Raw genomic sequence first — 22,818 nt, 5'->3', positions numbered from 1 at the left:
GATGCCAGGGCCAGTGCTTTGAGCTTCACTTTCTTCCTTATCTATCGGGGTGAAGGAAACTTTTAGTCCTGTTCCGAGTTGCTGGCCGGTCTTCTAACGGTTAAACTAAGCCCGAATAGCGACGCATCTAGTGGTGCTGGTGGATCGGGGTAGAAGTCTTCGAGCAGTGCTTGGCACTTGCGAGGTCGAATGCTCTGAGCGCGCCTTGGCCCTGGTGGATGATGGGCACCTGAGCACGATTGTGGAATAAGCGTGTTGTATTGGCCGTGTGTACATGGGTTTGATCAGGCATGACGATGTTGTATGTCTGAAGTGAAGTTAGATACGGTTGAGGTGGTTAGTCCTCGTCGCCGTCGGAGTGCTCAGGAAGGGCTGCGGATTGTGGAAGAGGCGTATTTGCACGGGATGTCGGTTCCGCGTGTAGTTCGCAAGTACGGGAGTAACGTGACCCAGGTGTTTCAGTGGCGACGCCTGCAGCAGGATGGGCTGCTTAGGCCGTCGGCACAGAACAGCAAAGATGCCGGAGCACACCCATGCACCGTCATGCTTCGGTCGCTGCTGAAGGGCCCCTTTCATCTGCCCACTTGACGGATGCAAATATCTCGCATTAGGCATTTCCGTGCATAGCGACGTTCATCAATGCTCCAGGATCGTCAACGCACGTTCGCGTCCGTCACGAACGCCGGATGTACGCATGAAGTGCCGGTACTGCCCGGATTATTCTATGTTGTTATAACGCACGGCAGCAACGCTTTTCCTATGACTAGAGCTAGCACCCTAGGTACGTGGAGGTGAAGCTTTTCGTCGCGCCATCGTCTGTGCCAGTTTCGATCCTGGCGCTGGCGTCTCGTCTAGACCATCCCCCAGCATTCTTGTCAGCCGAAGAAGCTGTTCGTAGTCGGAGCGAGACCAATCACGGAACATACGGAAAGCTAACCGCTCGCGCGCAGCATCGACGGCATTTGTCGCGATCCTACCCTGCGGTGTCACAGTCGCTTCTCGCGTGCGTCGATCCACCGGACTGTTGCGGCGCGTGACTAAGCCAAGCTGTTCGAGTCGCGCAACCTGCCGACTTATGGTAGTGTAGTCCCGCCCGACGCGGGTTGCCACATCGACGACGCCGATGGGGCCGTATTTTCCAATAAGCACAAGAAGCGGGTACAGCGCCCGTTCGAGATTCAAGCCTGCGCTCTCGAGCATCGCCGCATCGCGCTCGGGGCTATTAAAGATGCCGACTATGTCGAGCACCGAGCCGAGCAACTGTGGCAACGACGCCCGGATAAGTGCCCATTTCGATCCTGCTTTTGTCATGTGTCACATCACGACCACTCTGTGTATCATACACATGCTTAGCGCTCATGAGCACCAATGCATTTTCGGCAGCATATGTGTATAATACATGCATGCACTTTGGAGGAACCATGGCAAACACGCAAACACTGATTGCTCAGGCATATTCTGCCTTCAATAATCGCGATATCGACGGAGCCCTGGCGCTCATGAGTGAAGGGGTCAGTTGGCCCAAAGCTTCAGAGGGTGGGAGTGTGATTGGGAAGGAAGAGATACGGGCTTACTGGACGCGCCAATGGGCCGAATTCGATCCACATGTGGATCCGATGGAAGTGATTGATCGTGAAGATGGCAAGACGGACGTGAGGGTCCATCAGCTAGTGAAAAGCCTCGGCGGTGAGGTTCTCTCAGATAGCGAAGTATGGCATGTCTACACGTTCGAAAAGGGTCTCATCGAACGCATGACACTCAAGGAGGCGAAATCCGGCTCGGGTGCAGCCCCGTCTGCGGCTTTCGCCAAGCACTAGAGGGGCCCCGCTATATCTTGTTTTGGTTTCGACGGGAACGTCGGTGCGAGCGGACGCTCCCGCCTTTCTCCGCGAGTGTTTAGTGAAAACGCACATGATTACAGAGGCAACTTGCGTGGATTCCCTCCTCATCGGGCTGCCATCTGTCTTCTGATTACGCTCGATCCGGGTCGCCTCTCTGTCATTTCCATTTCTATGCAGGTCGTGCGTGCGCTGTCAGGTTCGCTACTATTGACCGGCGAGTTCAACCTCTTGCAGACGCAAGCAAATATCCTGCACACATGCGTTACCGTGACCGACATACTGATCCTAAGCTGAGCTAGCCTGTTTACTCCCGCCGCGAAAGGTTCCCTTTGGGTGTTCGGACACCGAGGAGGGCTTGATCGATAACCTGCATCCCATACTCCTCTGTCAATGTGGGATGACGGAGCAAGAGGCGAAGATAAATTGGCGAAAAGATCGCATCCATCAGCAGCTCTGGGTCTGTGTTCGAGGCGAACTCACCCGTCTTGATCCCACGCCTGATTTCGGTCCCCGTGGACAACCTTCTCGGGCGAATGTGGCTCTCGTACAGCTCGCTTAAAATCGACTCATCTGCCTGACCTTCCGCGATGAGGTCGGCGATCACCTTTCCGAACAGACCATTGGACTGCTTAATCAGATATTTCACTCTTGTCCGCAGCGCCTCCTCCGCCGTACGTGCTTCCGGGATTTCGAGGATAGAACCGAATCGCTCATGGAACATGGCCATAATAAGGGCAGGCTTAGAGGACCACCATTTGTAGAGTGTTGGCTTCCCAACACCTGCTCGCTTTGCCACGGCATCCATGGTCAGGTCACGCGCGGGTCTTTCTTTGAGCAATCCGTAGACGGCATCCATGATCGCGGCATGAGAAACCGCTGCTTCACTGCGCGGCCTCCCAATCTGTAACGGTTTTGCAATCGTCTTCGCCATACCTAACGTTACCTGAACGGAACGTAAAAATAAATGCATCGGAATAGGTTTCCTTTACGTCTAGTAACGTGAAGGCCCAAGGGCTTCAGTGGATCAGTGAAAAGGGAGAACATCATGCAAACACTTCGGGAAGATCATAACAATGCCTCGTGGTTGGTCGATCATCCATGCAGCGCAGAAGACCAGGCTGCTATGGCCGCCATGCGGGCCATCGTCGAACCCAACAAAGGCCAACTTCAAGGAGCTGCAGCTCGAGTTCCATACGACGCCATCATGGAGCGCGTTGCTGCGCCCATCGGCGTCGTTTTTGAGGAGGATCGTGTGGGAGGTATCCCAGGGTGGTGGTGCCGCCCTGAAGCCGCGCGGGCAGGCCAGGCCATCATGCATCTACACGGCGGATGGTTCAACTTTGGTTCTGCGAAAGCTTTTCGTCACCTGGTAGGCCATATCGCTGCCAGTGCAGGGGTAGCGGCCTTCGTACCTGAGTTCCGCCTCGCTCCGGAGCATCCGTTTCCGGCTGCCGTCGAAGATGTCCAGGCTTGCTATGCCGGTCTGACGGAGAAAGGCTTCTCGAAGATCGCCATCACCGGCGATTCTGCCGGCGGCAACTTGGCACTTGGTTTGCTTGTGCATCTTTCAACATCGCGTAAAAGCGCGAGTGAAGCGCTTGTCGGCGGAGTAGCGCTCTCGCCGGTAACTGATTTGACCTTTTCCGGTGAAAGCTGGTCGACACGCGCTATCGCCGATCCATACTTCACTCAGCCACAAACGGCCGAGCTGGTGCGGTCTTATCTGGCTGGATCCGATCCAGAGGATCCGCTCGCCTCGCCGCTCTATGCCGACCTGAAAGGCCTCGTACCGATCCGTGTACATGTCGGCAACGATGAAGTCTTGCTCGATGATTCCATCCGGCTGGTAGAGCGGGCGATTGCCGCCGGAGTGGATGCTCGGGTCGACATATGGCAAGGAATGGCGCACGGATTTTTGGGGGGCGCTGGACGCCTGACAGCTTCCGCAAAAGCCCTCGGACTTATCAGGGAATTTCTAACTGAACGGTTTGGTGAAGTGGAAAAAGCAGGCTCATTGACATAGAACGAAGTTGACCATGTTGAGCTGCATGGTCGCTGCTAGCCGCGCCGAACTTGCCGAGGCGTTCAACGCCTCGGCAATCGAGGCCTTTTCGGTCCATAAAAGAAATCTCCCTTGTCAATTGATGGATGACGGAACGGCAAGCTTCAATTTGATTGGTCGCGAAGCAATCTAGTACTTGCCTGTCGGGTCGACGATTGCGGGGTGCCTCAAAGCTACCGATAAAACCCTGAAACTCATCAGTAACGTCCCTACAGGCGACTTACTTGATAGACAAATAATGGTGAGTCGAAGCGCTTACAGAAGGAGCAACATGATTTTACAAGGAAACACCATTCTAATCACTGGCGGAGGTTCTGGGATTGTCCGAGGGCTAGCCGAGGCATTCCATCGACTCGGCAACCAGGTAATCATCACGGGACGGCGTCAAACCGCACTTGACGGGGTGACAAGGGTCAATCCAGGAATGCGGGCATTTCCTCTCGACGTCACGCACTCCGGCGAGGTGCGGAAGTTCGGAAGGACAATTGCAGCCGAATTCCCAGCGCTTAACATACTGGTCAACAATGCCGGTATTCAATCGCCGGAGAAACTCAGAGATGAAGCTCAAGACCTGAAAGCCATGGAAGGCATGGTGCAGACAAATCTGATTGCTCCAGTCCGACTCACCAAAATCCTCTTGCCCCTTCTCGAAAGACAACAGCAAAGCACCATCATCAATGTGACCTCGGCTTTAGCATTCCTTCCATTGGCAGGGGTTCCCACCTACTGTGCCACTAAAGCTGCAATGCACTCCTATACGCAAAGCCTCCGATATCAACTTCGATCCACGCCGGTCCGCGTCATGGAATTGATCCCGCCATACGTGCAAACCGACCTCGGACCCAGCCATGGTGTAGATCCCCGTGCCATGCCGCTTCCCGACTTTATCGCTGAGGTGTTTAGCTTGATGGGAGATTCTTCAGAGGCCCACGAGATTGTGGTTGCCCGCGCCAAGCCGATGCGCGACGCGGCGCAATTAGGGAATTTTGAACGAGCCTTCCAGTCGCTCAACGAGGCGATTAAGTAAGAGACTCACCTTCGGATGTCACTTCGTTCGCAGTCGCTCGAGCTCCAACACAATAGCGACTACTTCCGCACGGCTTGGCTCTGCTGCAAATACTGCGTGCCTCTCATGTTGAAGAACAATCCGCCGAGCGGCTCCATTGTGAACAGCAGCTCATTTCTGGCCAATATGGGATCAGCAACCGGACAGATGGCCTATAACGCCGCCAAAGCTGCGGTCTCTCAGTTCAGCCGCGATCTCGGGACCAATCTCGCACGAGACGGCATCCGCGTGAACGCACTTGCCCTTGGTCCAATTGAAACACCTCAACTCATCGAAGTGTTCTCTCGGATCGGTGAACAGGAGCGCAAACGCCGGTTTACCCATATGCCCTTAGGGCGTTTCGGCACACTGGAAGAAATTGCAGGCACGGTAGCATTCCTGGCTAGTGATGACTCAGGATTCATCACTGCGTCGGTGTTCCCAATCGATGGCGGTATTCAGCACGCATTCACTGTACCCGACTAGCTGCATCCTGAGTACCGGCAAACATATTCCCGTAATGCGGAGCGTCACAGACTCTCAGCCACCTGACGACGACATTGCGAAGCCAGATATGGGCAGCATCACCGTTCATTCTTGGATGCCACCACATGAAGTAGTCGAATCTGCTCATCGGTCTTGGGGCTTTGATCTATCGCAGCGCCATACTGGCCCCTTCCAGGGGATCATCCATTTCGGCACAGTAGCAATCAGGATTGGGCAGAGGCGGGTGATACATGGCTGGTGAAATCTCAGGAACGGCAAGCGCAGGGCGCACGCTGGCACTCGCCAGTGTTGCGCATGCACTGCATGACGGCTATGTGGACATGATCTACGTGCTGCTACCGGCTTGGCAGACAGACTTATCTCTTGATTACGTAGCTCTTGCAGTCGTTCGCGCTGTCTACGTGGGGGTATTGGCCGCACTTCAGGTTCCGTCTGCGCACCTTGCGAAGCGTCTGAATGCGCGAACCGTCCTTGCCCTAGGAACATTGTTGAGTGCAACCGGCTATGCCGTGGCTGGTCTCTCAGGCGGTCTCATAGGCTTGACCGCCTCTTTGGCGCTGGCTGGCGTCGGCAGTAGCACCCAGCATCCGCTTGCCTCCAGTGCCGTGTCGCGGGCGTACGGCGAGAAATCACGCGGGCCGCTGGGCACCTATAACTTCGCGGGCGACCTCGGGAAGGCCACGCTTCCACCCCTCATTTCCTTCTTACTGACCGTGATGCATTGGCGCTCGACGCTTTGGGTGGCTGCGGGGCTGGGCCTGCTCGTTGCAGTCTCCATCCGGCTATTTATGCCGCTCGCTTCAACCTCTCCAGGCGAAGTGAAGCTCGTCGCATTGACCCACCGGGTGACAAAGGGCAATGTGGGATTCGCGCTGCTCTTTGTAATCGGCATCCTGGATACCGCCACACGAATGGGGTTCTATTGTTCCTGCCCTTTCTCATGAAAACGAAGGTCGCATCGCTAACGACCGTTGGGTTTACATTGTCGTTGGTTTTTATCGGCGGAGCCTTCGGAAAGGCAGCCTGCGGCTGGCTCGGGGAACGTCTTGGGCTGCTGGCAACGGTCCTCACCACTGAGGTCGGTACCGCCGTCGCGATCCTGTCGCTGTTGATCCTGCCCCTTAGGCCATACATGATCCTATTGCCGCTCCTCGGGATAATGCTCAATGGCACATCGTCCGTGCTGTACGGCACGGTTCCGGAGCTTGTGGCTCCGCATCGCATCGAGCGAGCTTTCGCCATCTTCTACACGGGCATTCTCGGTTCGAGCGCGCTCGCGCCTGTGCTGTACGGTCGTCTGGGTGACTCGGCCGGCATCATCTGGGCTATAGTCGCTGCTGCCATTACAGCTCTCGCTGTTGTACCGCTCATGTTAAATCTCGCGCCGCGACTTCACGCCGAAGATAGGTAACGAGAAACGTGAGGGACCTATCAGGGCTGTCCCGTGCAGGAAGGCGGGACCTGCGGGGCGTTCTATCGGAGCAATTTTGATAGGGCCGTTTGAAAGGAAGCGGCTAACACAGCGGATGCGATGGGAGGCTATGAAATTTGAATGGGCGATTCCTGCTCGGATGGCCTCTTTTCCTGGGCTTGGCAAGGTGTGGAACGGAGGCGCCGGTGGTGCGTGACGGCAGAAAGCTCTTGGATTGCTCCTGAGGCAGGGCTCGATGATTCTTGGAGCTGCCAGCCGTACATCCCAGCAGCCCCAGAAATGATCACAATGCGATCTTATTTCGTCTCTATTCTCCTTGATCCCTTGTTGCGACCACAGAGTGGCTGCCGATGGGCCTTAAGCGATTCATGAATGCGGAAGGGTGCATCGGAACTAGAGTATGCCGTTTTTGTTGTTCCACTTGTCTTGTGAAGGAACGTTCTCCGTAATTCCCCAGTGCTCAACAATCTTTTCGTTGTCGACCCTGTAAAGGTCGTAGTAGACGCATGACTCGCCTGCAAGTGATCCTTTAGCGGCTACAAGGACGAAGTCTCCCTGCCCCAGGACGAACTTGATCTCGTCGATCTGGAACACAATTCCTTTCTGAGCCAATGCCTTCAACCGTGCCATAAAGGCCGCAACTCCATCGCCGCCATTGGCGTCGTGGCGTATGAAATGATCGCCGGCGAAATACTCCGGTATCTTTCCCGGAACAACAACGGACTCGTAGAAATCACGGATAATCGACTTGTTTTTTTCTGTGGCGTGAAGGTCCTTGGCCTCAATTGGGCCGCCAGTCTGCGTGTGCCCACTCTCGTTCGGAGGGGTCGGCTCCGTCGAACTATCCCAATGCTCAACGATCTGACCCTCTTCCAGTTTGAAGATGTCGAAGAAGAGCTTTTGACCGAAGAAATCTCCTTCAGCGTGAGTGAAGACATAAGGCCCGTCCTGAAAAGCTCGGAGTATCTTCACAGGACTTTTCTCACCAGGAAGGTGATCGATAAAGCGCTTCACTCCCTCTATGCCGTCGAACGCGAGTGGGTTGTGAGTGATGTAACTGGTTGGGTGAATGTGTTTGGTCGCAAGGTGTGGATCCCGATCACCAAACCCTTGAAACATAGTCACTACTCTTTCAATGTCACTCGTCATCGTGATTGTCATTTTTCCTCCGTAGCGCCTGTTGATAGATGCTCATCAATCCATGTGCACTGATAGGATGAGAGCAGGCGAGCGCTCGTCGTCCATATTCCTAGCGCGTGCGTCCACGTTGACAGAGACCTTCATGGATCCACTTTCCGCGATATTTAGTTCTATGAGCGTCCAGCAAGCGCTGGTCGATCGCCTTGAGGTCACCGCTCCATGGGGTTTCCATTCGACCTCGGGCCCCGAGATCCGTTTCATCTTGATGCTTCGCGGATCCGCGGTTCTTGAGACTAAGTCCCTCTCTCAGCCTCTATCACTGCGCGGCGGCGATCTGTTCATCCTCTTTGGCGGAGACTATTCACTTGCCAATGAGGCCAGCTCCCAGCGTGTCCATTGTGAAGCGCTGGTGTTCACGAGAATTGGCAGCGTCATTCAATTCGGAGGCGGTGGTGTGCCGACCACCCTCGCGGCTGGACGTTTTGTCATCGACCAAGTGAAGGCAGGTCCGATCCTCAAAGTGCTTCCAGCTTCTATTCATCTTCAACTCGATCAAAAACGCACTCACTCGTTCCAGTCAGTCATGGAATTGATCTCGCTTGAGACCGAGCACCCGGGGCTTGCTTCGGAAGAGATGATCAATCGACTGTGTGAAATGCTCTTCATTCATGCCATTCGCGCCTATACCCAGGACCTGACTCAGAACCAAGGCGGCTGGCTGGCTGGCATCTCGGACGGCCAACTGGGACAGGTGATTCAGTTATTGCACGCGCATCTGCATAAGAATTGGACCGTCGACTCCATGGCAGCGAGTGCTGGCATGTCACGCTCCGCCTTCGCAGCCCGATTCAAATTGATCGTCGGGCAGAGCCCATTGGAGTACCTGACGCAATGGCGCATTCATCGAGCATCGGTACTCATAAGAAAAACCGATTCCAACATTGGCAAAATCGCTAAGGGTGTCGGATACGCCTCAGAAAGCGCCTTTACAAAGGTCTTCAAGAAGGTGATGCAAACGACTCCCAGCGAGTTCCGAAGAGCAGCAACGGAGGGATGATGCTCTGACCGTGACAGCGAAACGACCATTCGCTTGAGCGTGGCCAGTATCTGCTTCCCATTTTCGTGCTAGAGGAAAAGAATTAAGCGTTGCCAGCCTATGCATCGGCGGTGGGATGGGCATCGCAATCGCTAGAATGCGGATGCCTTTCTCGCCTTTCTTCACGCGGCGTCCTAACTGGTTCCACGCATACATGCCCGCGAATTTCGTGGCTGTCGGGCGCTGTCTCGCGATCTCCAAGACATTCCCGAAGGAATACGAAAGACGCCGTAGATTGCAAAGCGAAGTGCGCAGCTCTCGCAGACCACATGAGTCTCGAGCTCTTTCTCTCGGTAGTATTGGATCGGATGAGGCGCGACTCGCGTCACCTTGAGGCTGATGCCGATTCCGAACCCACCTTGCGGTTTTATGGTCGAACTCCATAGACTTCATGTCTTTGTGCAGAGCGTCGGTGACCTGCCGGAGAACAAAGGAACGGGCATACTCAATTTGCTCCTGAGTCCAGAATGTACCGTTGTCTCCGCTGTGGCCGCAATACGGACAGTGGCAAAGGGGGCTACCCTGGACGCCTGTTCCCGGCGTGACCTTGAAATAACCGCGACACTCTTCGACGGGGCACTCACGTCCGAAATAACCGTCTTCGTCGCTGTGCATCGGCACGCTCACTTGGTCACCGAGTCTCTTAACGTTTCTCATGCTGAAGCTCATTGGCGGATTCACACAATCGGTTGGTGGAATGTCCAGCGAATCCATGCTATCGCGTTGCTGAGCGAATTCATCATCGCGTCCAAGACGACACTATGCAGATACTGCGGGTGTCGCGGGCGGGAATGCCTGGTCGACGCGAATAGCTGGAAGTGGACTGGCTTCCCCAGAAAACGACCCTTGCTTACCGTCATGAAAATAGCGGTACGCGTGCGCGGCTACCTCTTGCTCAACAAGGGATCGGTCATGAGCCAACTTCACGGTATAGATAAGGTTCGGGTTTTCCTGGGTTAGGAATATTTGCACGTGAGCTTGGCATAGTCCCGGCTTTACCTCGGCTGCAAGGATGTGCGCCTTCCATCCGTCGGGGCGTGCCTCGTCATTCAGCATTTGGTACACCAGGGGATGGTTACGGTGCTGAATGAAATCGTTCACTCGGCGCACCGGCTCATTCGTATCTTCAGAGATGAACGACCGGATGCCCGAAAACATCGAATGATGGCCTGAATAGGCCTGGAACTGTGACAAGAAATAGTGAAAGCCGATCTTGGCGATTCCCCGGAAATAGCGCTCGCTCAACTGGAATTTCACCTCTGGCGTCTTGATGATGTGGCTCATGAGCTTCGGCTCGGAGAACACGATGCCGGGTGAGTGCTCGCGTAGCAGTTTCTCAACCCACTCTTGCTCATGCGGATGGCAGGAGAGGCGCACATCATAGGGTGCAGGAACATTTTTCCGAGCAATCGCGCCCCGAAGTTCATCAGCGGTGGTCGTTTCCGACAGAGGGAAATGATGCGCCCGCCCCATGCTGGTTTCAACGAGGATCAGCTCGCACATCTGGGTGACAACGCCATCCACGACTTCAAGGTGGACTTCCACCCCCACTTCACGATCGAATGTCGAAAACTCCAGCCTGCTCCCACCGGCGCTTCCCCGCGCAAAAGGGTTGACCTTGGTCTTATGCGCCCGGCCCTTAATGCCGTAAGATTCCCGCATAAATCCTTCGGGTCCGCATCGCGAAACTTGCTGGTCCAGATGATTGAGCCGTTCGTTATTGCATTTCGGGCATAAAGGTATAGGCAGCTTGGGAGCAGATCGGAACTCGCCGAACGCTGCCGGGATCACGTGCTCTTCCGTTTCACCAACCGCTGCGCAATATAGGCACTTCGCCATACCTCAATTATGCGCTGATGCCGTCGCCTGTGTTTGCGGTTCGCTACCTCAAATCGAATCGCTGCGCTGCGAGTCATACCCGCGATTCCGGGCCTGAAACTGCAGAAGGTTCTCGGGACTAGAGGACGATCTGCTGACCGAATCGGCTAAAGCTCGATCGCATATCCCTCGAACTCAATCGAAGGGGCGTCGATCTCCGGCATGGGGATTTCCGCCACAACCGGACCGACAAGCTCCTTCTGCATGGCAAGGTCGGGCGCGGCGTGGTGGTAGCCGTCCGACGTGTACACGGTTAGCTCGTGGAGCTTGGCCGGAAGTTGGGAGAGTGCTTCGCGCTGAACAGTGATTGTTCGGCTTCGCCGCTGAGGATGACGCGGTCGACTCGACGACATAACCATACTCAACATGTTGCGCCTGTTCGGGGGTGAGGTGCAGACTCGCTCCCGAATCGACTTGAACTGAGAGGCCGCCGTCTTCGTAAATTTGCTCGATGGTGGCGACATTGCCGATACGGATACCTTGACCCCACTCGGAGCGGGTGAGCTGGATGCGCTCTCCCTCGGCCAACTCGCGCTCTTCGGGCTTGTAAACAATAGCCTTGAGGCGCATCTGCCATTCGGTTGCAGGATTGTAGACGCGCGGGCTGTCATCCGCTCCGGTGACGGTGATGAGGTTCCTCCCGGCGTCTAAGCCGGTCACTGTTCCATAGGTGTTCGGGGAGATGCCCAGCTCATCGCTGCCCTTGCTGCCATAGCGGATCACGTCGCCGACTTCGTAATTGGCGGCAATCTTTGCATCTTTGTCTGACAGGGGTTTGTCTGTGAGGACGTTGGCGCTGACAGTTTCGCCCAACCGACCCCGCTCGCGAAGATCCGCACGAATGAGCCGGGTCAACTCTTCACGCTCCGTCTTATCAGGTGCGAAGATGACGGCGCGGTCTTCTTTGGAAACGTATTCTTGGGCCACGGCAGCCGTGCGGTGTTCCGGGTCGCTATAGACCTGGATACGATTGGTGTCCCGCAGGAACATGGTTGCCGATTGAGGGTCGGCGCGCCGGAAAATATCTACCGCTTGCCGCACATCGTCGAGGTCGAGAGCCGCGCTTTTCGAAACATCGGTCGCCAGCCGCTCGCCCAAGGTGGCGGCGTTATTGGTGTAAATGCGCGCATCATACGCAGCGCGGGAGATGGCGACATAGGCCAGCCGGTCATTGATAAGCGAACGGCTGGAGTCGGTGTCGATATTGGCGATCAAACGGTCAGCGGTGAGTCCTTGCGAGCTGTGGGACGTGACAGCGTAGCCATGGTCGAGCTTGCCGGAATTCGGTGGGGTCGAAAGTCACCTCGCGCCCACTCTTGCCATCCATGCGTATGGTGATGGAACGCTCCTCAAGGGCCGTGATGGTGCCGAGGTCGCGGTTGGCGATGCCGAGATCGCGGTTCCCAGAGGTGAACTGGACTCGCTCACCCAAACTGAAATCGCGGCTTTGCTCTTCAAAGACGTTCACGCCATAGAGCCGCTTCGGATCATAGGAGACCTGTTCGCCGTCCTGCTTCTGGACAATAAGGATATTGGTCCGGGCGTCCACGCCGACCACGCGGGCCTCAGAATTCCTCTCGAAGCCGAGAGTGCTGCTACCGGACTCATAGCGGATCACATCGCCGGGATGGTAGAGTGCCGCCCAGGTGCGGCCCGCGCCGGTGAGGTCGGAACGATGCGCGAGTGTCTGGAACGCGCGGCCGTCCGTGGAGAGCTGACCGGTGCTTTGAAGCTCAGCGCGAATGGACTCGTTGATCTGCTGACGGCTCCGATTGTCAGGTGAGACGACGAGGGTATTTTCTGGTTGGGCAGCATAGTCCTTGGCGATCGCCGCGACACGGTCTACGCCGCTCTTTACCTCGGTCACTCGTCCCTGCTGGACCAACAAACCAACACCCTTCTCCGTCTCTCTAGTGGCAAGGTGCTGGACCGCCTTCAACAGCTCTGCGTCTTTTTGGCGCATAATTTGATCCAGTTGCGAGGTCTGCATTCCGGCCTGATCCATCTCCTGGAACGGCTTGCCGGCCTCCACGCCCTGGTGGTTGAAGCAAAGGATTCGACTAGGTCTACTTTGGCCTTTGTAGCATATCGTCCGAAGGTCGAAGAGTGAAATCAGGCCAACGCACTCATTGAGCATCCAGGTCTCACCCTATCTTCATGTCTGCAGTTGTTAGAACGATGCCAATGGCGGCTCCAGTAACAAGACAGCGAGACCGGGGGACTCAATGCGGAAGAGCCAGCGTCACAATCGCGTGAATGCGTTGTCGGTCCATTCGTCCGTATTGAAGATGGGTGCGTCCAAAACCGGGACGCACCCACTGTGTCGTTAGACTTGAGCTGCTCCGCCGTCTACGGGGATGTCCGCGCCGGCGACGTAACTGGCATCGTCGGACGCAAGGAATGCGATTGTCTTGGCAATTTCCCCGGGCTGGGCGAGCCTCCCCAAGGGGACCTGAGAGGCAAGAGCACCATGCAGTCCTGCTTTGTGATCCTCGGGGACGAGACCATTCAGGCCGGGGGTATCGACTGGCCCAGGGCTAACCACGTTGACGCGAATTTTGCGATCTTTGAGATCCAGTGTCCAGCAGCGGGCAAGCGAACGCACTGCGGCTTTTGTTGCGGAGTAGATGCTGAAGGCAGCGGTGCCCTTGACCGATGTGATGGAAGCATTGAGGATGATCGCGCCACCGTCAGGAATCAGAGGAATCGCCTTTTGGACAGTGAATACGAGACCCTTTACATTCGTGTCGAAGATGCTGTCGAAGTGCTCTTCCGTGATTGATCCCAGAGGAGCAAAAGCAGCAATGCCTGCATTGGCGAAGACAATATCAATGCGTCCCTTCTCCTGTTTGATCTGGTCGTACACCTTGTCCAGATCGCTCAACGATGAAGAGTCGGCGCGGATCGCGGTAACATTCGATCCGATCTCCTTGAGCGCATTATCGAGTTCGGCTTGGCGCCTTCCTGTGATGAAGACATATGCACCCTGGGCAACAAATTCCTTAGCGGTCGCGAGACCGATTCCAGTGCTGCCACCCGTGACGATTGCAATCTTTCCTTCAAGCTTTTTTGACATATCTTCTCCTCCGGCACTTTCTGACCGTACGTTCTAGATGTCTCGCCTCAGGCAAAGTTTCAAAACTTTTGGAACGATCAGTTATGATTCACATCAGATGAGTGTGAGCATGACGAAATCTTCGGCGGCAAAGATGGGACGGCCTCGCTGTTTCTGCGAGGAAACGGCCCTCGAAGCTGCCATGCGCCTCTTTTGGGAGAGAGGATACGAAGGCGCTTCCGTCAGCGACTTGACGGAGGCGATGGACATGAATCGCGCGAGTCTTTACGCGACCTTTGGCGATAAGGAAACCCTATTTCTTAAGGCATTGGCACGATACGAGGACGGTCCTGCTGCCTTTTGGAAGATCGCCCTCAAAGAACAAACAGCAGCAGATGTCATCAAAAGTCTCTTCACGGGTTCAGTTAATCTGCTCGGCGATACCAGAAATCCTCGGGGAGACCTGATAACCCAGGGAGCGCTCGCCACGGGGGTCGGAGCGGCACCCGTCAAGCAAGCTCTGATTGACCGGCGCAAAAGCGGAGAGGCTGAACTGCTCAAACGGTTCAAGCGAGCGAAGGCCGAGGGTGACCTGCCGCGAACTGCCAGTGTTCATGATTTAGCAGGTTACGTGTGTACCATCTTGTATGGATTGCGCGTTCTGGCCGCGAACGGAGACGGTAAAGCAGAACTGAAGCGTGTCACCGATATGGCTTTGAAAATGCTGCCCCTTTAGTCGGTACAAGGGCTTTTCTGTGTCTTCTTCCTAGCCGACCGTCGCGAATTTGCAACAGCACCTCTTAGAGTCTTATCAGCATCTTCCCCATGTTCTCGCCCTCGAAAAGACCCAAGAGGGCCTCCGGTACGGAGTTGAATCCTTCAAATTCAATCGAGCGCGAGTGAGCTTTTCCGGCTGTGATCAATTCTCCGACGTGAGTTTCAACGAATCCTTCCGGGGCAAGTAATGCCGCGCAGATTGAGATGAAGGAGAAACAGCAGAAGCGCCGTAGCAGCCGGAAAGCATTTGCCGGCTGGAAGCGCTCATCGTGAGTGTTCAGCTACGGGTGTCGCTCATCGATGCCGTCATTGAGGCAGCGGCGACAAGCGCGCTAGTGAACGCTTTCGCCTATCAGTTCTAGCCAAACGGGAAATGGCAACATCGACTCTCCGCTTGAACCGAAATCATGATCGTTCCACATGGCCTCATGGATATGGGGAACCTACCACAGCGGCTTTCAGACCCCGGGTCCCCTGGTCAACAATCGCGAGAAAGACCGCGTTTGCTTTTTTGATATTCCGGCTCTGGTGGAAGATCCGATGCGCTTCAAGGAAGGCTACCTCCCAAGTCGCGACAAGGAGTGTAGCCGCGAGGGTCGCGGCAGGATCGGGTTGACGCCGCTTCGCAGCCTTGGTCAACGCGATGGTTAGGGTATCCGTCAGTTCGTCGCGTATCGCCCGGGCGCGAGCCTTGAGTGCTTCGCTCGCCCGGATCGTCTCAATGAATCGTTCGCTTCCTCCTTCAAAGAACCGGACGTAGGGGCGCTGTTCGGCGATGGCCCAATGGGCGAACAGGCGCAATGCTTCGATAGGAGAGGTCCCCGCGTCGCGTCTCTGTAAAGCAGCCAGCAGATCTTCGCGGCCTTCTTCGTCAAGGTCGAAGAACATGTCTTCCTTGCGTGGGAAGTGGTTGAAGACCGTCATCCGCGCAACGTCCGCTGCCTCGGCAATCTCGTCCACCGTCACATGATCGAACCCGCGTTCGACGAAGAGCCGCGAGGCAATATCCGAGATGTTCTGCCGCGTTGCGAGGCGCTTTCGCGTTCGGCGATCTGGGGGTATGGACACCATAGTTTAACTGTACCTATTGTATAGGGTATATAGTTATACTCAGTATAAGCACGGAGAGTTCATTATGACCAGTTCCTCACAACAACACGACATCGCCGCAGAAAACCAACGTCAACATTTGAACGTACTCGTCTCAGGAGCGAGTTTCGCCGGTCTGGCTACGGCCTTCTGGATGAATCGGCTTGGATACAAGGTGACGGTCATCGAGATCGGAAAGGGCCTGAAGACAGGCGGGTCGCCGGTCGATATCAAGGAAGGCACCGTGGACATCATGCGGCGCATGGGACTGCTGGAGCAAATTCAAGCCACCAGCCTCAAGGCCAAGGGGATTGATTTTCTGAATGCCCAAGGTGTGACGATAGCGAAGTTGCCGGCCTACGCCGGCGATGCGCAGGATTCGAATCCAGAGTATGAAATTGAAAGAGACACCCTTCTTCACATGACGTTGACAGCGTAAAGAACGATGTCGAATTCATCTTCGAGGACAGCATCGCCCGCATCGATGAATCCGCAGACGAGGTTGCCGTCGCGTTCAAGAGCGGTAGGCAACAATCCTTCTCTCTCCTCTTTGGCTGCGATGGCAATCACTCGAGCGTCAGAAGAATGTGCGTCGGCGAAGAATCCGCATACTCCTACTCGCTTCAAAAGTATTTCTCAATCACGATCATCGACAGGCTTCTGATCGAAGAAGACACGGCGCAGATGTACAACGTCCCTGGCAAGTCTGTGATGCTGAACGCCTACAACAACAAGACGGACATCATTTTCTGTTTCCACTCCGACAAGGAAATCTCCTACAACTATCGCGATCAGGAGGAACAGAGAGGCATCATCCTCCAGCAATTCAGCGGCGAAGGCTGGAGGACGCGCGAACTGTTGGATGAATTAGGCCGCAGCAAAGAGTTCTACTTCGACAGGATGTGTCAGGTCAGGATGCCCTCTTGGACCAAAGGGCGAGTAGCCCTGGTAGGCGACGCCGGTTATTGCGCTTCGCCCGCAGCAGGGATGGGAGGGTCGCTGGCAATTGTCGGAGCGACCGCCCTGGCTGACGCGTTCCAGAAGCACCCCAGCGATTTCGAGGCGGCGTTTCAGGAGTACAACGACATCCTGCGTCCCTTCGTCGAGGAGGTTCAAACGCGGGCGGTCAAATTTGGGCAGAAGATGTTCGTTCCAACATCTGAAGAGGCGATTCAGCGAAGAAACGCTCACTTCAAAATCGAATGATTCGAGTTCGAAACAATCACTATGCAGGCGCTTCTTACCGACCTCGCTCAAAAGTGTATCAGGCAAGTATCAGCGACAGTCGTTCTATAGCAAATTCTGCTGAAACGGAGGATCAACTGAGAAGCTCACGAATTGTTACGATGCCGCGTTTTGGGGGAACCGAACATACGTGAGTGCGCCTGCTCAATGTCGCCGTTCCCGCAAGCTGGAGCCCCAGCGCCGACGAAGTATCCATGTTCATGCAGAATGCAGAACCACCGTAAGCGTGCGGTGTGGACCGTTATGGGTGGGTGTCAGAGTTATGTATCCACATAACGTTATGTGGATACATAAATTATGAGGGTACGGGTGGTGTGTGCAGTGCCAGATTCCAGGGCAGCAGGTCGTTGATCCTGCTGATGGGATGGTCGGCGATACGTTCGAGAACTTGGTGAAGGTAGATCTCCGGGTCGAGGCCGTTGAGCTTGGCTGAACCGAGCAGCGAGTACATGGCTGCGGCGCGTTCTCCTCCCGAGTCTGAACCTGCGAAAAGATAGTTCTTGCGGCCGAGCGCGACGACGCGCAGCGCCCGTTCGGCGGCGTTGTTGTCGATCTCCAGTTGGCCGTCATCGACGTAGCGGGTGAGCGCACGCCAGCGCGAGAGCGCATAGCGGATGGCAGCCGCGGTGTCGGACTTCGCCGAGAGCTTCGCGAGCGTGGCTTCTAGCCAACGGCGCATGTTGTCGAGCAGCGGCCTTGCCCTGGCTTGTCGGATGGTCTTACGGATCTCCGGTCTACTGCCTCTGATCTCGGCTTCGATGGCGTAGAGAGCGGCGATCCGCTCGATGGCTTGTGACGTTGTTGGCGAGGCGTGCGCGAGATGGATCTCGTGGAACTTGCGCCGGGCATGGGCCCAGCAGGCGACCTTGTAGATCGTTCCTGCTTCGTACAGGTGGTGGAAGCCGGCGTAAGCGTCGGCCTGGAGCGCACCCCGGTAGAGCTTGAGGTGTTCGCGTGGCCGCTCGCCCTTGCGGTCGGGCGAGTAGGCGAACCACACGGCGGGCGCGGTGGGATCGCCTGAGGGCCGGTCGTCGCGCACGTAGGTCCAGAGCCGGCCAGTCTTCGTCTTGCCGTTGCCTGGCGCGAGCACCGGCACCGGCGTGTCGTCGGCGTGCAGCTTGGTTGCGCTCAGAACGTGATCCCGAACGGCTTCCACCAGCGGCTTCAGCAGCTCGCTGGTTGCACCAACCCAGCCAGCAAGCGTGGAGCGATCCAGGTCGACGCCTTCGCGGGCATAGATATCTGACTGCCGGTAGAGCGGCAGATGGTCGGCGTACTTCGACACCAGCACATGCGCCAGCAGCCCGGGCCCGGCGAGCCCTCGGTCGATCGGCCGCGAAGGTGCCGGTGCCTGCACGATCCGGTCGCAGCCGTCGCAACTCAGCTTCGGGCGCACGTGGCGCAGCACCTTGAAGCTCGCGCGGACGTACTCCAGCATCTCGGCCACATCTTCGCCCAGCTCGCGGAGCCGACCACCGCAGTCGGGGCACGCGTCATGACCCGGCATATGGGTGTGTATCTCGCGTGGAAGATGCTCAGGCAAGGGGCGGCGACGCGGCTTCGCCGCTGCGGGCCGCTCTGCGGCAGCTTCCGCCTGAGTCTCTTCCACAGCGCTGGCAACCTGCAGGTCTTCAAGCTGAAACTCCAGCTGCTCGATCTGGCGGAGCACCTTCTCGCTCTTCCGGCCGAACAGCATCTGGTTCAGCTTCGCAACCAGCAGCACCAGCCGTTCGATCTCGCCGGCACGCGAGTTCAGCGTGCGCGTAAAGCGCTCATGCTGCTCGATGACGAGTGCCTTCATCGCTTCAATATCGAGCGACTCAAGGTCCGGAAGCGCAGCAGCCAGCATGTGCGAAGTATGCCATGAATCGGGATCGCGTTACAGCAGAAAACCCGCATAAATACAAGGCAAAACGCTCAAACACTCATCACCGGTTCTGCCGTCCGGAGCGGTGCTCTCCAGTCGATGCCTTCGAGCAGCATCGACAGCTGCGCACGGCTTAGAGACACCGTACCACTGCTCGCCTGAGGCCACACAAAGCGGCCACGTTCCAGCCGCTTGGCCAGCAGGCAAAGCCCGTCGCCATCAAACCAGAGCACCTTCACGATGTCGCCAGATACAACAATGTTCTGCATACCGAGCGAGCCACGTCGTTATCGCATATCCGTGGCACCCGCTGCATGGTAAACAGGTGCGCTTGATACGAAAGGCCGGAAGACACCTCAAGCCACAGTTCTGCGTTGAGGTGCGGGAGGGGTTATGCCGTGACCTGCCGGCATGGATGTTCGATGCTTCGTTGTGCGCCACGATGGTGGTTGGGCCGCCTCAGCTGAGCCTGGTCGCCTTGCAGGAACTCAGAAATGTTTTAGATGGTGATCGCGGCCGTCCGCTTGGATCATGGAGGTGCCAGAAGAAGGAGGGCATGTCCGATGAGCCAACTGATGAAGCGGAGCCGAACGCAACTACAACTCTCGCTCGAGCCGGTCAGGGTGCTACCGCATCCGGTGGAGCACGTCCGCAGCGAAGTAATCGAGGTGTTAGCGGATCTTCTTCTCGAAGCGATGGGTCTGCAGGAAAGCTGCAGCGTCGAGAAACAAAAGGAGGTCAGCGATGAACGCGAAGATCACGCCTGAACATCTTGGACGGGGAGCTATCGTGTATATCCGGCAGTCGACACTTGGGCAGGTGATCGAAAACACGGAGAGCCAGCGACGGCAGTATGCCCTAGCCGAATCAGCTTCCGGTATGGGTTTTTCTTCGGTAGCTGTAATCGACGACGACTTAGGTCGATCCGGGTCAGGTATGGTCGCTCGTCCGGGCTTCCAGAAGCTCGTGGCAAGTGTGTGCGGTGGCGCAGTGGGTGCCGTCTTCTGTATCGAGGCCTCTCGACTAGCGAGAAATGGGCGAGACTGGCACCATCTGGTGGATCTATGTGCGGTCGTGGGCGTGTTGGTGATCGATCATGATGGCGTGTACGATCCCCGGCTGGTCAACGATCGCCTTCTGCTTGGCCTCAAGGGAACGATGTCTGAGTACGAGTTGAATCTTCTGCGGCAACGGGGACTTGCGGCAAGGGACTCCAAAGCCAAACGCGGAGAGTTACGCTTCGCCCTTCCGCCGGGCTACTGCTGGAACGATGTTGATCAAATCGAGGTCGATCCAGATGAGCGCGTTAGCGCCACCATCAGGTTGCTGTTCCGCAAGTTCCGAGAACTTGGGAGTGCGCGTCAGTTGTTCCTCTGGGCCCGAGATGCAGAGCTCAAAATCCCCGTAGTTCGCCAGAACGCGAGGCATCAGAAGCTCGTCTGGCAGGCGCCTGCGTATCACAATCTTGTTGAGATGATGCAGAATCCAATCTATGCTGGCGCGTATGCGTTCGGGAGGCGGACGCAGCGGGTACAAGTCGTCGATGGCCGGCCCAGGAAGACCATCGGACATCGAAAACCGATGCATGCCTGGAACGTGCTGATCCAAGGTCATCATGAGGGCTACATCGGTTGGGAAGACTTCGAGGAGAACCGTCGCATGTTGACTGAGAATGCCTACATGCTGCATCGAGCCTCGCGGAAGGCAGCCCGAGGTGGCAGGGCTCTCCTCACAGGTCTGGTCCGCTGTGGCCGTTGTGGGCGGATGATGCATGTGTTCTATGGCATGAGGTCTGGCCACGCGCATCGGTATCAATGTCGAGGTGATGATGCACATGTGGGTGCTGGCCAATGCATCGGAATCGGAGGAGTACGGGTCGATCAAACGATCGCGAACTACATCATGGAAGCTGTCTCTACGCTTGCAGTCGAAGCAGCGCTCGAAGCCGCACAACGAGTGATCAGCGGAGATGACGACGTGAAGCAGGCGACTACGCGCGATCTGGAGCAAGCTCGGTACGAGGCTTCACTGGCATCACGACGCTACGAAGCAGTTGATCCGGCAAAACGTCTGGTTGCTCGCGAGCTTGAATCGCGATGGAATGTCGCTCTTGAGCGTGTGGTTCAACTAGAGCAGCGACTCGCTCGTATGGACGAGCAAACAGCCTGTCGCCCGCAAGTTGATAAGGATAGCCTGCTGATGCTCGCGCAGGATCTGGCATCGGCATGGAATGCGCCCAGCGCCACAATGCGAACGAAGCAACGGTTGACTCGGGTCCTGATCCAGGAGGTCGTCATCGATCTGGATGATGGGAAAGACGAAGTGGCTATAACGGTCCACTGGACCGGCGGGAGACACACCGAAATCCGCTTGGCTCGCACCCGGACCGGAAGGTATCCAGATGATCGTCATCCGAGCCCAGTGGAAGTGATCCGAATGCTTGGCGGACACTGGCCTGATCGCCAGCTTGCCGTAACCATGAATCGGATGCGATGCAAAAGAAATGATGGCGAGTCCTGGACCACGCTTCGCGTGCGAGCGCTGCGCGAACGCCTAGGAGTAGCGGAGTTCGACGCTGCTGCGGCGGGACCGGAGACGATCAGTGTCGATGAAACCGCCCGACGACTGAAGATCTGCGTGGGATCCGTAATCCGTCTCATCAAGGCGGGCATACTTCCTGCTGAGCAACTGATGTCTTGTGCCCCATGGAAAGTACCTGTCCAGGCTCTCGAATCAAAGGAAGTTAAGATAGGCGTGCAGGATGTAATCGGAAGAAGACCCCTCAAAGTGCTTCAATATCACCAAAATAAGACTCTCAAACTACCGGGCTTCTGAAGGAGGATGCATCATGAAAGACGATCCCCACGCCGACCTCGAAAGACGAACACATGGCCTGACAACGGCTGTTGTTCAAGCACCGTCTGCACCTGCGCAATCGGCCCATGAAAGCCACGCCGCATGTCCGTCACGCCAGCTGCAATCCAGATCCGCGTTCCTGTCGGCAGCCCGATCACGAGCGCAAACTCTTCAGCACCGCACGGACAATGCCTGGATCAACGTTACCTTCCAAACTGATCCGCACCTTGCCTGGCAACTCAATATGGATCGCACCACACTTGGCCGGCTCAATCTGAGACGGCTCAGGCTCGCGAAGCTCCGGCTTGCGAAGCTCGGTCTCCTCCGTGACGCTGACAGGAAGCAGCTTGATCGCTTGCTCAGCAGCCACTCCGAGCTTGCCGTCACGATGCAGACGCCTCCACTGAAACACCTGGTTCGCGTTCACGCCATACTTCAACGCCACCCGTGCCACCGAAGCCCCGGCCTCCAGCGTCTCCTCCACAATCCGCCGCCGCTCCACCGTACTCCGCCGACGACGAGGACCCACCACCAACCCACCGCTCACTTCAACATCAGCCATCTCAACATCATCACGGCAGAACAACCCGAAGTACACGCGGCCAACACCGGACGCTTACGAACCACCAGCCACTGAGCCCACATGTCCACGCAGAAACTTGAAACGCTGGCAGGATCTGCCGCTTTGACCGTAATCCAAAAAAGCTGAAATAAGCGAATAACTCAAACTTGGCGTCCGGGGACTAGAAGATCGGCGGGCCCAGCGAAAAATCGACGACGATGCCGTCTGGCTCCGAGACATAAGGGAACAGTTCGGCCTCTGAGAGACAGGTGGTCTTTGTTGTCGTTTTTGGTCGCACAGGGCGTGGGAGGTCCTATGAAGACAGTTTGGACGACGCTTCGAGCGAAAGAGGACGCGGCATCCGCG

Annotated in this window: 25 protein-coding genes and 1 pseudogene; 13 read left to right on the top strand and 13 right to left on the bottom strand. The window is 56.4% G+C overall.

Going from position 1 to position 22,818, the window contains the following annotated elements; translation table 11 throughout:
* Window positions 1-303 precede the first annotated feature (303 nt).
* Window positions 304-588, top strand: a complete 285-nt coding sequence (locus tag OHL20_RS18140; RefSeq protein ID WP_263384574.1) for a transposase — start codon at window positions 304-306, stop codon at window positions 586-588.
* A gap of 189 nt (window positions 589-777) precedes the next feature.
* Here OHL20_RS18140 and OHL20_RS18135 read toward each other — a convergent pair whose 3' ends face one another.
* Complete coding sequence (locus tag OHL20_RS18135) at window positions 778-1,311, bottom strand: MarR family winged helix-turn-helix transcriptional regulator (RefSeq protein WP_263384573.1); 534 nt, start codon at window positions 1,309-1,311, stop codon at window positions 778-780.
* Window positions 1,312-1,421: 110 nt separating this feature from the next.
* On the opposite strand from OHL20_RS18135, the gene OHL20_RS18130 reads away from it, so the two are divergent.
* Entirely contained in the window at window positions 1,422-1,817 is a 396-nt protein-coding gene (locus OHL20_RS18130; protein ID WP_263384572.1) for a nuclear transport factor 2 family protein, read from the top strand.
* A 328-nt stretch (window positions 1,818-2,145) separates the two neighbouring features.
* Here the strand turns inward: OHL20_RS18130 and OHL20_RS18125 are convergent, their stop codons facing one another.
* A complete protein-coding gene (locus OHL20_RS18125; RefSeq protein ID WP_263384571.1) occupies window positions 2,146-2,772 on the bottom strand; it encodes a TetR/AcrR family transcriptional regulator in 627 nt (208 codons plus the stop codon).
* Window positions 2,773-2,886: 114 nt separating this feature from the next.
* Here OHL20_RS18125 and OHL20_RS18120 point away from each other — a divergent pair, with 114 nt between their 5' ends.
* The 5 genes from OHL20_RS18120 (at window position 2,887) to OHL20_RS18100 (ending at window position 6,866) form a co-directional block, all read left to right on the top strand.
* Window positions 2,887-3,864: an alpha/beta hydrolase gene (locus OHL20_RS18120; RefSeq protein ID WP_263384570.1), complete on the top strand. Its 978-nt coding sequence runs from the start codon at window positions 2,887-2,889 to the stop codon at window positions 3,862-3,864.
* Between the two features lie 310 nt (window positions 3,865-4,174).
* On the top strand, window positions 4,175-4,930 hold the full coding sequence (locus OHL20_RS18115) for an SDR family oxidoreductase (protein ID WP_263384569.1): 756 nt from the start codon (window positions 4,175-4,177) through the stop codon (window positions 4,928-4,930).
* Between the two features lie 15 nt (window positions 4,931-4,945).
* Window positions 4,946-5,434 carry an SDR family oxidoreductase gene (locus OHL20_RS18110; RefSeq protein ID WP_263384568.1) on the top strand — a complete coding sequence of 163 codons (489 nt, stop codon included), beginning with the start codon at window positions 4,946-4,948 and terminating at the stop codon, window positions 5,432-5,434.
* Window positions 5,435-5,685: 251 nt separating this feature from the next.
* Window positions 5,686-6,399, top strand: a complete 714-nt coding sequence (locus OHL20_RS18105) for an MFS transporter (RefSeq protein WP_263384567.1) — start codon at window positions 5,686-5,688, stop codon at window positions 6,397-6,399.
* On the top strand, window positions 6,396-6,866 hold the full coding sequence (locus OHL20_RS18100) for an MFS transporter (RefSeq protein ID WP_263384566.1): 471 nt from the start codon (window positions 6,396-6,398) through the stop codon (window positions 6,864-6,866). The genes OHL20_RS18105 and OHL20_RS18100 overlap by 4 nt, the downstream gene beginning before the upstream one ends.
* 414 nt (window positions 6,867-7,280) lie before the next feature.
* On the opposite strand, the gene OHL20_RS18095 is transcribed toward OHL20_RS18100, so the two are convergent.
* The gene (locus OHL20_RS18095; RefSeq protein ID WP_263384565.1) at window positions 7,281-8,048 is read right to left on the bottom strand and encodes a nuclear transport factor 2 family protein; all 768 of its coding nucleotides are present in this window, start codon (window positions 8,046-8,048) and stop codon (window positions 7,281-7,283) included.
* Window positions 8,049-8,169: 121 nt separating this feature from the next.
* Here OHL20_RS18095 and OHL20_RS18090 point away from each other — a divergent pair, with 121 nt between their 5' ends.
* Entirely contained in the window at window positions 8,170-9,084 is a 915-nt protein-coding gene (locus OHL20_RS18090) for an AraC family transcriptional regulator (protein WP_263384564.1), read from the top strand.
* A gap of 129 nt (window positions 9,085-9,213) precedes the next feature.
* On the opposite strand, the pseudogene OHL20_RS18085 reads toward OHL20_RS18090, so the two are convergent.
* From OHL20_RS18085 to OHL20_RS18065, 5 genes and pseudogenes are all read right to left on the bottom strand, one after another.
* Window positions 9,214-9,345 (bottom strand): annotated as a pseudogene (locus OHL20_RS18085) (ArdC-like ssDNA-binding domain-containing protein); the annotation flags it as partial.
* A gap of 537 nt (window positions 9,346-9,882) precedes the next feature.
* A complete protein-coding gene (locus OHL20_RS18080; protein ID WP_263384563.1) occupies window positions 9,883-10,962 on the bottom strand; it encodes an HNH endonuclease in 1,080 nt (359 codons plus the stop codon).
* A 174-nt stretch (window positions 10,963-11,136) separates the two neighbouring features.
* On the bottom strand, window positions 11,137-12,216 hold the full coding sequence (locus OHL20_RS18075; RefSeq protein WP_263384562.1) for a hypothetical protein: 1,080 nt from the start codon (window positions 12,214-12,216) through the stop codon (window positions 11,137-11,139).
* A 4-nt stretch (window positions 12,217-12,220) separates the two neighbouring features.
* Window positions 12,221-13,138 carry an AAA family ATPase gene (locus OHL20_RS18070; protein WP_263384561.1) on the bottom strand — a complete coding sequence of 306 codons (918 nt, stop codon included), beginning with the start codon at window positions 13,136-13,138 and terminating at the stop codon, window positions 12,221-12,223.
* A 189-nt stretch (window positions 13,139-13,327) separates the two neighbouring features.
* Complete coding sequence (locus OHL20_RS18065; protein WP_263384560.1) at window positions 13,328-14,077, bottom strand: SDR family oxidoreductase; 750 nt, start codon at window positions 14,075-14,077, stop codon at window positions 13,328-13,330.
* 109 nt (window positions 14,078-14,186) lie between these two features.
* Between OHL20_RS18065 and OHL20_RS18060 the strand changes: the two genes are divergently transcribed.
* Window positions 14,187-14,792 carry a TetR/AcrR family transcriptional regulator gene (locus OHL20_RS18060; RefSeq protein WP_263384559.1) on the top strand — a complete coding sequence of 202 codons (606 nt, stop codon included), beginning with the start codon at window positions 14,187-14,189 and terminating at the stop codon, window positions 14,790-14,792.
* Window positions 14,793-15,259: 467 nt separating this feature from the next.
* On the opposite strand, the gene OHL20_RS18055 is transcribed toward OHL20_RS18060, so the two are convergent.
* The gene (locus OHL20_RS18055; protein WP_263384558.1) at window positions 15,260-15,904 is read right to left on the bottom strand and encodes a TetR/AcrR family transcriptional regulator; all 645 of its coding nucleotides are present in this window, start codon (window positions 15,902-15,904) and stop codon (window positions 15,260-15,262) included.
* A 64-nt stretch (window positions 15,905-15,968) separates the two neighbouring features.
* Here OHL20_RS18055 and OHL20_RS18050 point away from each other — a divergent pair, with 64 nt between their 5' ends.
* A complete protein-coding gene (locus OHL20_RS18050; protein ID WP_263384557.1) occupies window positions 15,969-16,361 on the top strand; it encodes an FAD-dependent monooxygenase in 393 nt (130 codons plus the stop codon).
* A gap of 41 nt (window positions 16,362-16,402) precedes the next feature.
* Window positions 16,403-17,128 carry an FAD-dependent monooxygenase gene (locus OHL20_RS18045; RefSeq protein WP_263385043.1) on the top strand — a complete coding sequence of 242 codons (726 nt, stop codon included), beginning with the start codon at window positions 16,403-16,405 and terminating at the stop codon, window positions 17,126-17,128.
* 334 nt (window positions 17,129-17,462) lie between these two features.
* On the opposite strand, the gene tnpC is transcribed toward OHL20_RS18045, so the two are convergent.
* Window positions 17,463-19,016 carry an IS66 family transposase gene (gene tnpC, locus OHL20_RS18040; RefSeq protein ID WP_396272400.1) on the bottom strand — a complete coding sequence of 518 codons (1,554 nt, stop codon included), beginning with the start codon at window positions 19,014-19,016 and terminating at the stop codon, window positions 17,463-17,465.
* Between the two features lie 68 nt (window positions 19,017-19,084).
* Window positions 19,085-19,303, bottom strand: coding sequence for an IS66 family insertion sequence element accessory protein TnpB (gene tnpB / locus OHL20_RS18035; protein ID WP_396272398.1), 219 nt, complete (start codon window positions 19,301-19,303; stop codon window positions 19,085-19,087).
* A 294-nt stretch (window positions 19,304-19,597) separates the two neighbouring features.
* Here tnpB (OHL20_RS18035) and OHL20_RS18030 point away from each other — a divergent pair, with 294 nt between their 5' ends.
* Window positions 19,598-19,801 carry a hypothetical protein gene (locus OHL20_RS18030; protein WP_263384556.1) on the top strand — a complete coding sequence of 68 codons (204 nt, stop codon included), beginning with the start codon at window positions 19,598-19,600 and terminating at the stop codon, window positions 19,799-19,801.
* Window positions 19,779-21,869 carry a recombinase family protein gene (locus OHL20_RS18025; protein ID WP_263384555.1) on the top strand — a complete coding sequence of 697 codons (2,091 nt, stop codon included), beginning with the start codon at window positions 19,779-19,781 and terminating at the stop codon, window positions 21,867-21,869. Before OHL20_RS18030 ends, OHL20_RS18025 begins: the two co-directional genes overlap by 23 nt.
* Before the next feature lie 11 nt (window positions 21,870-21,880).
* Here OHL20_RS18025 and tnpB (OHL20_RS18020) read toward each other — a convergent pair whose 3' ends face one another.
* Window positions 21,881-22,048 (bottom strand): IS66 family insertion sequence element accessory protein TnpB, encoded by a 168-nt coding sequence (gene tnpB / locus OHL20_RS18020; protein WP_396272396.1) that lies wholly within the window; start codon window positions 22,046-22,048, stop codon window positions 21,881-21,883.
* Window positions 22,045-22,452 carry an IS66-like element accessory protein TnpA gene (tnpA, locus tag OHL20_RS18015; RefSeq protein WP_263384554.1) on the bottom strand — a complete coding sequence of 136 codons (408 nt, stop codon included), beginning with the start codon at window positions 22,450-22,452 and terminating at the stop codon, window positions 22,045-22,047. The genes tnpB (OHL20_RS18020) and tnpA overlap by 4 nt, the downstream gene beginning before the upstream one ends.
* Between the last annotated feature and the right edge of the window lie 366 nt (window positions 22,453-22,818).

The organism is Granulicella arctica (assembly GCF_025685605.1).
Classification (GTDB): Bacteria; Acidobacteriota; Terriglobia; order Terriglobales; family Acidobacteriaceae; genus Edaphobacter; species Edaphobacter arcticus.
This window is presented reverse-complemented; position numbering and strand designations above follow the sequence as displayed.

What these genes read in the sequence shown, in the direction of transcription:
- OHL20_RS18065 (WP_263384560.1), bottom strand. Translation starts at nt 14,077, where the DNA reads ATGTCAAAAAAGCTTGAAGGAAAGATTGCAATCGTCACGGGTGGCAGC.
- OHL20_RS18125 (WP_263384571.1), bottom strand. Translation starts at nt 2,772, where the DNA reads ATGGCGAAGACGATTGCAAAACCGTTACAGATTGGGAGGCCGCGCAGT.
- OHL20_RS18090 (WP_263384564.1), top strand. Translation starts at nt 8,170, where the DNA reads ATGGATCCACTTTCCGCGATATTTAGTTCTATGAGCGTCCAGCAAGCG.
- OHL20_RS18120 (WP_263384570.1), top strand. Translation starts at nt 2,887, where the DNA reads ATGCAAACACTTCGGGAAGATCATAACAATGCCTCGTGGTTGGTCGAT.
- OHL20_RS18055 (WP_263384558.1), bottom strand. Translation starts at nt 15,904, where the DNA reads ATGGTGTCCATACCCCCAGATCGCCGAACGCGAAAGCGCCTCGCAACG.
- OHL20_RS18080 (WP_263384563.1), bottom strand. Translation starts at nt 10,962, where the DNA reads ATGGCGAAGTGCCTATATTGCGCAGCGGTTGGTGAAACGGAAGAGCAC.
- OHL20_RS18100 (WP_263384566.1), top strand. Translation starts at nt 6,396, where the DNA reads ATGAAAACGAAGGTCGCATCGCTAACGACCGTTGGGTTTACATTGTCG.
- tnpA (WP_263384554.1), bottom strand. Translation starts at nt 22,452, where the DNA reads ATGGCTGATGTTGAAGTGAGCGGTGGGTTGGTGGTGGGTCCTCGTCGT.
- OHL20_RS18070 (WP_263384561.1), bottom strand. Translation starts at nt 13,138, where the DNA reads ATGCTCAATGAGTGCGTTGGCCTGATTTCACTCTTCGACCTTCGGACG.
- OHL20_RS18025 (WP_263384555.1), top strand. Translation starts at nt 19,779, where the DNA reads ATGAACGCGAAGATCACGCCTGAACATCTTGGACGGGGAGCTATCGTG.
- OHL20_RS18060 (WP_263384559.1), top strand. Translation starts at nt 14,187, where the DNA reads ATGACGAAATCTTCGGCGGCAAAGATGGGACGGCCTCGCTGTTTCTGC.
- OHL20_RS18140 (WP_263384574.1), top strand. Translation starts at nt 304, where the DNA reads ATGTCTGAAGTGAAGTTAGATACGGTTGAGGTGGTTAGTCCTCGTCGC.
- OHL20_RS18110 (WP_263384568.1), top strand. Translation starts at nt 4,946, where the DNA reads ATGTCACTTCGTTCGCAGTCGCTCGAGCTCCAACACAATAGCGACTAC.
- OHL20_RS18050 (WP_263384557.1), top strand. Translation starts at nt 15,969, where the DNA reads ATGACCAGTTCCTCACAACAACACGACATCGCCGCAGAAAACCAACGT.
- tnpB (WP_396272398.1), bottom strand. Translation starts at nt 19,303, where the DNA reads ATGCAGAACATTGTTGTATCTGGCGACATCGTGAAGGTGCTCTGGTTT.
- OHL20_RS18095 (WP_263384565.1), bottom strand. Translation starts at nt 8,048, where the DNA reads ATGACAATCACGATGACGAGTGACATTGAAAGAGTAGTGACTATGTTT.
- OHL20_RS18130 (WP_263384572.1), top strand. Translation starts at nt 1,422, where the DNA reads ATGGCAAACACGCAAACACTGATTGCTCAGGCATATTCTGCCTTCAAT.
- OHL20_RS18115 (WP_263384569.1), top strand. Translation starts at nt 4,175, where the DNA reads ATGATTTTACAAGGAAACACCATTCTAATCACTGGCGGAGGTTCTGGG.
- OHL20_RS18105 (WP_263384567.1), top strand. Translation starts at nt 5,686, where the DNA reads ATGGCTGGTGAAATCTCAGGAACGGCAAGCGCAGGGCGCACGCTGGCA.
- OHL20_RS18135 (WP_263384573.1), bottom strand. Translation starts at nt 1,311, where the DNA reads ATGACAAAAGCAGGATCGAAATGGGCACTTATCCGGGCGTCGTTGCCA.
- tnpC (WP_396272400.1), bottom strand. Translation starts at nt 19,016, where the DNA reads ATGCTGGCTGCTGCGCTTCCGGACCTTGAGTCGCTCGATATTGAAGCG.
- OHL20_RS18030 (WP_263384556.1), top strand. Translation starts at nt 19,598, where the DNA reads ATGAGCCAACTGATGAAGCGGAGCCGAACGCAACTACAACTCTCGCTC.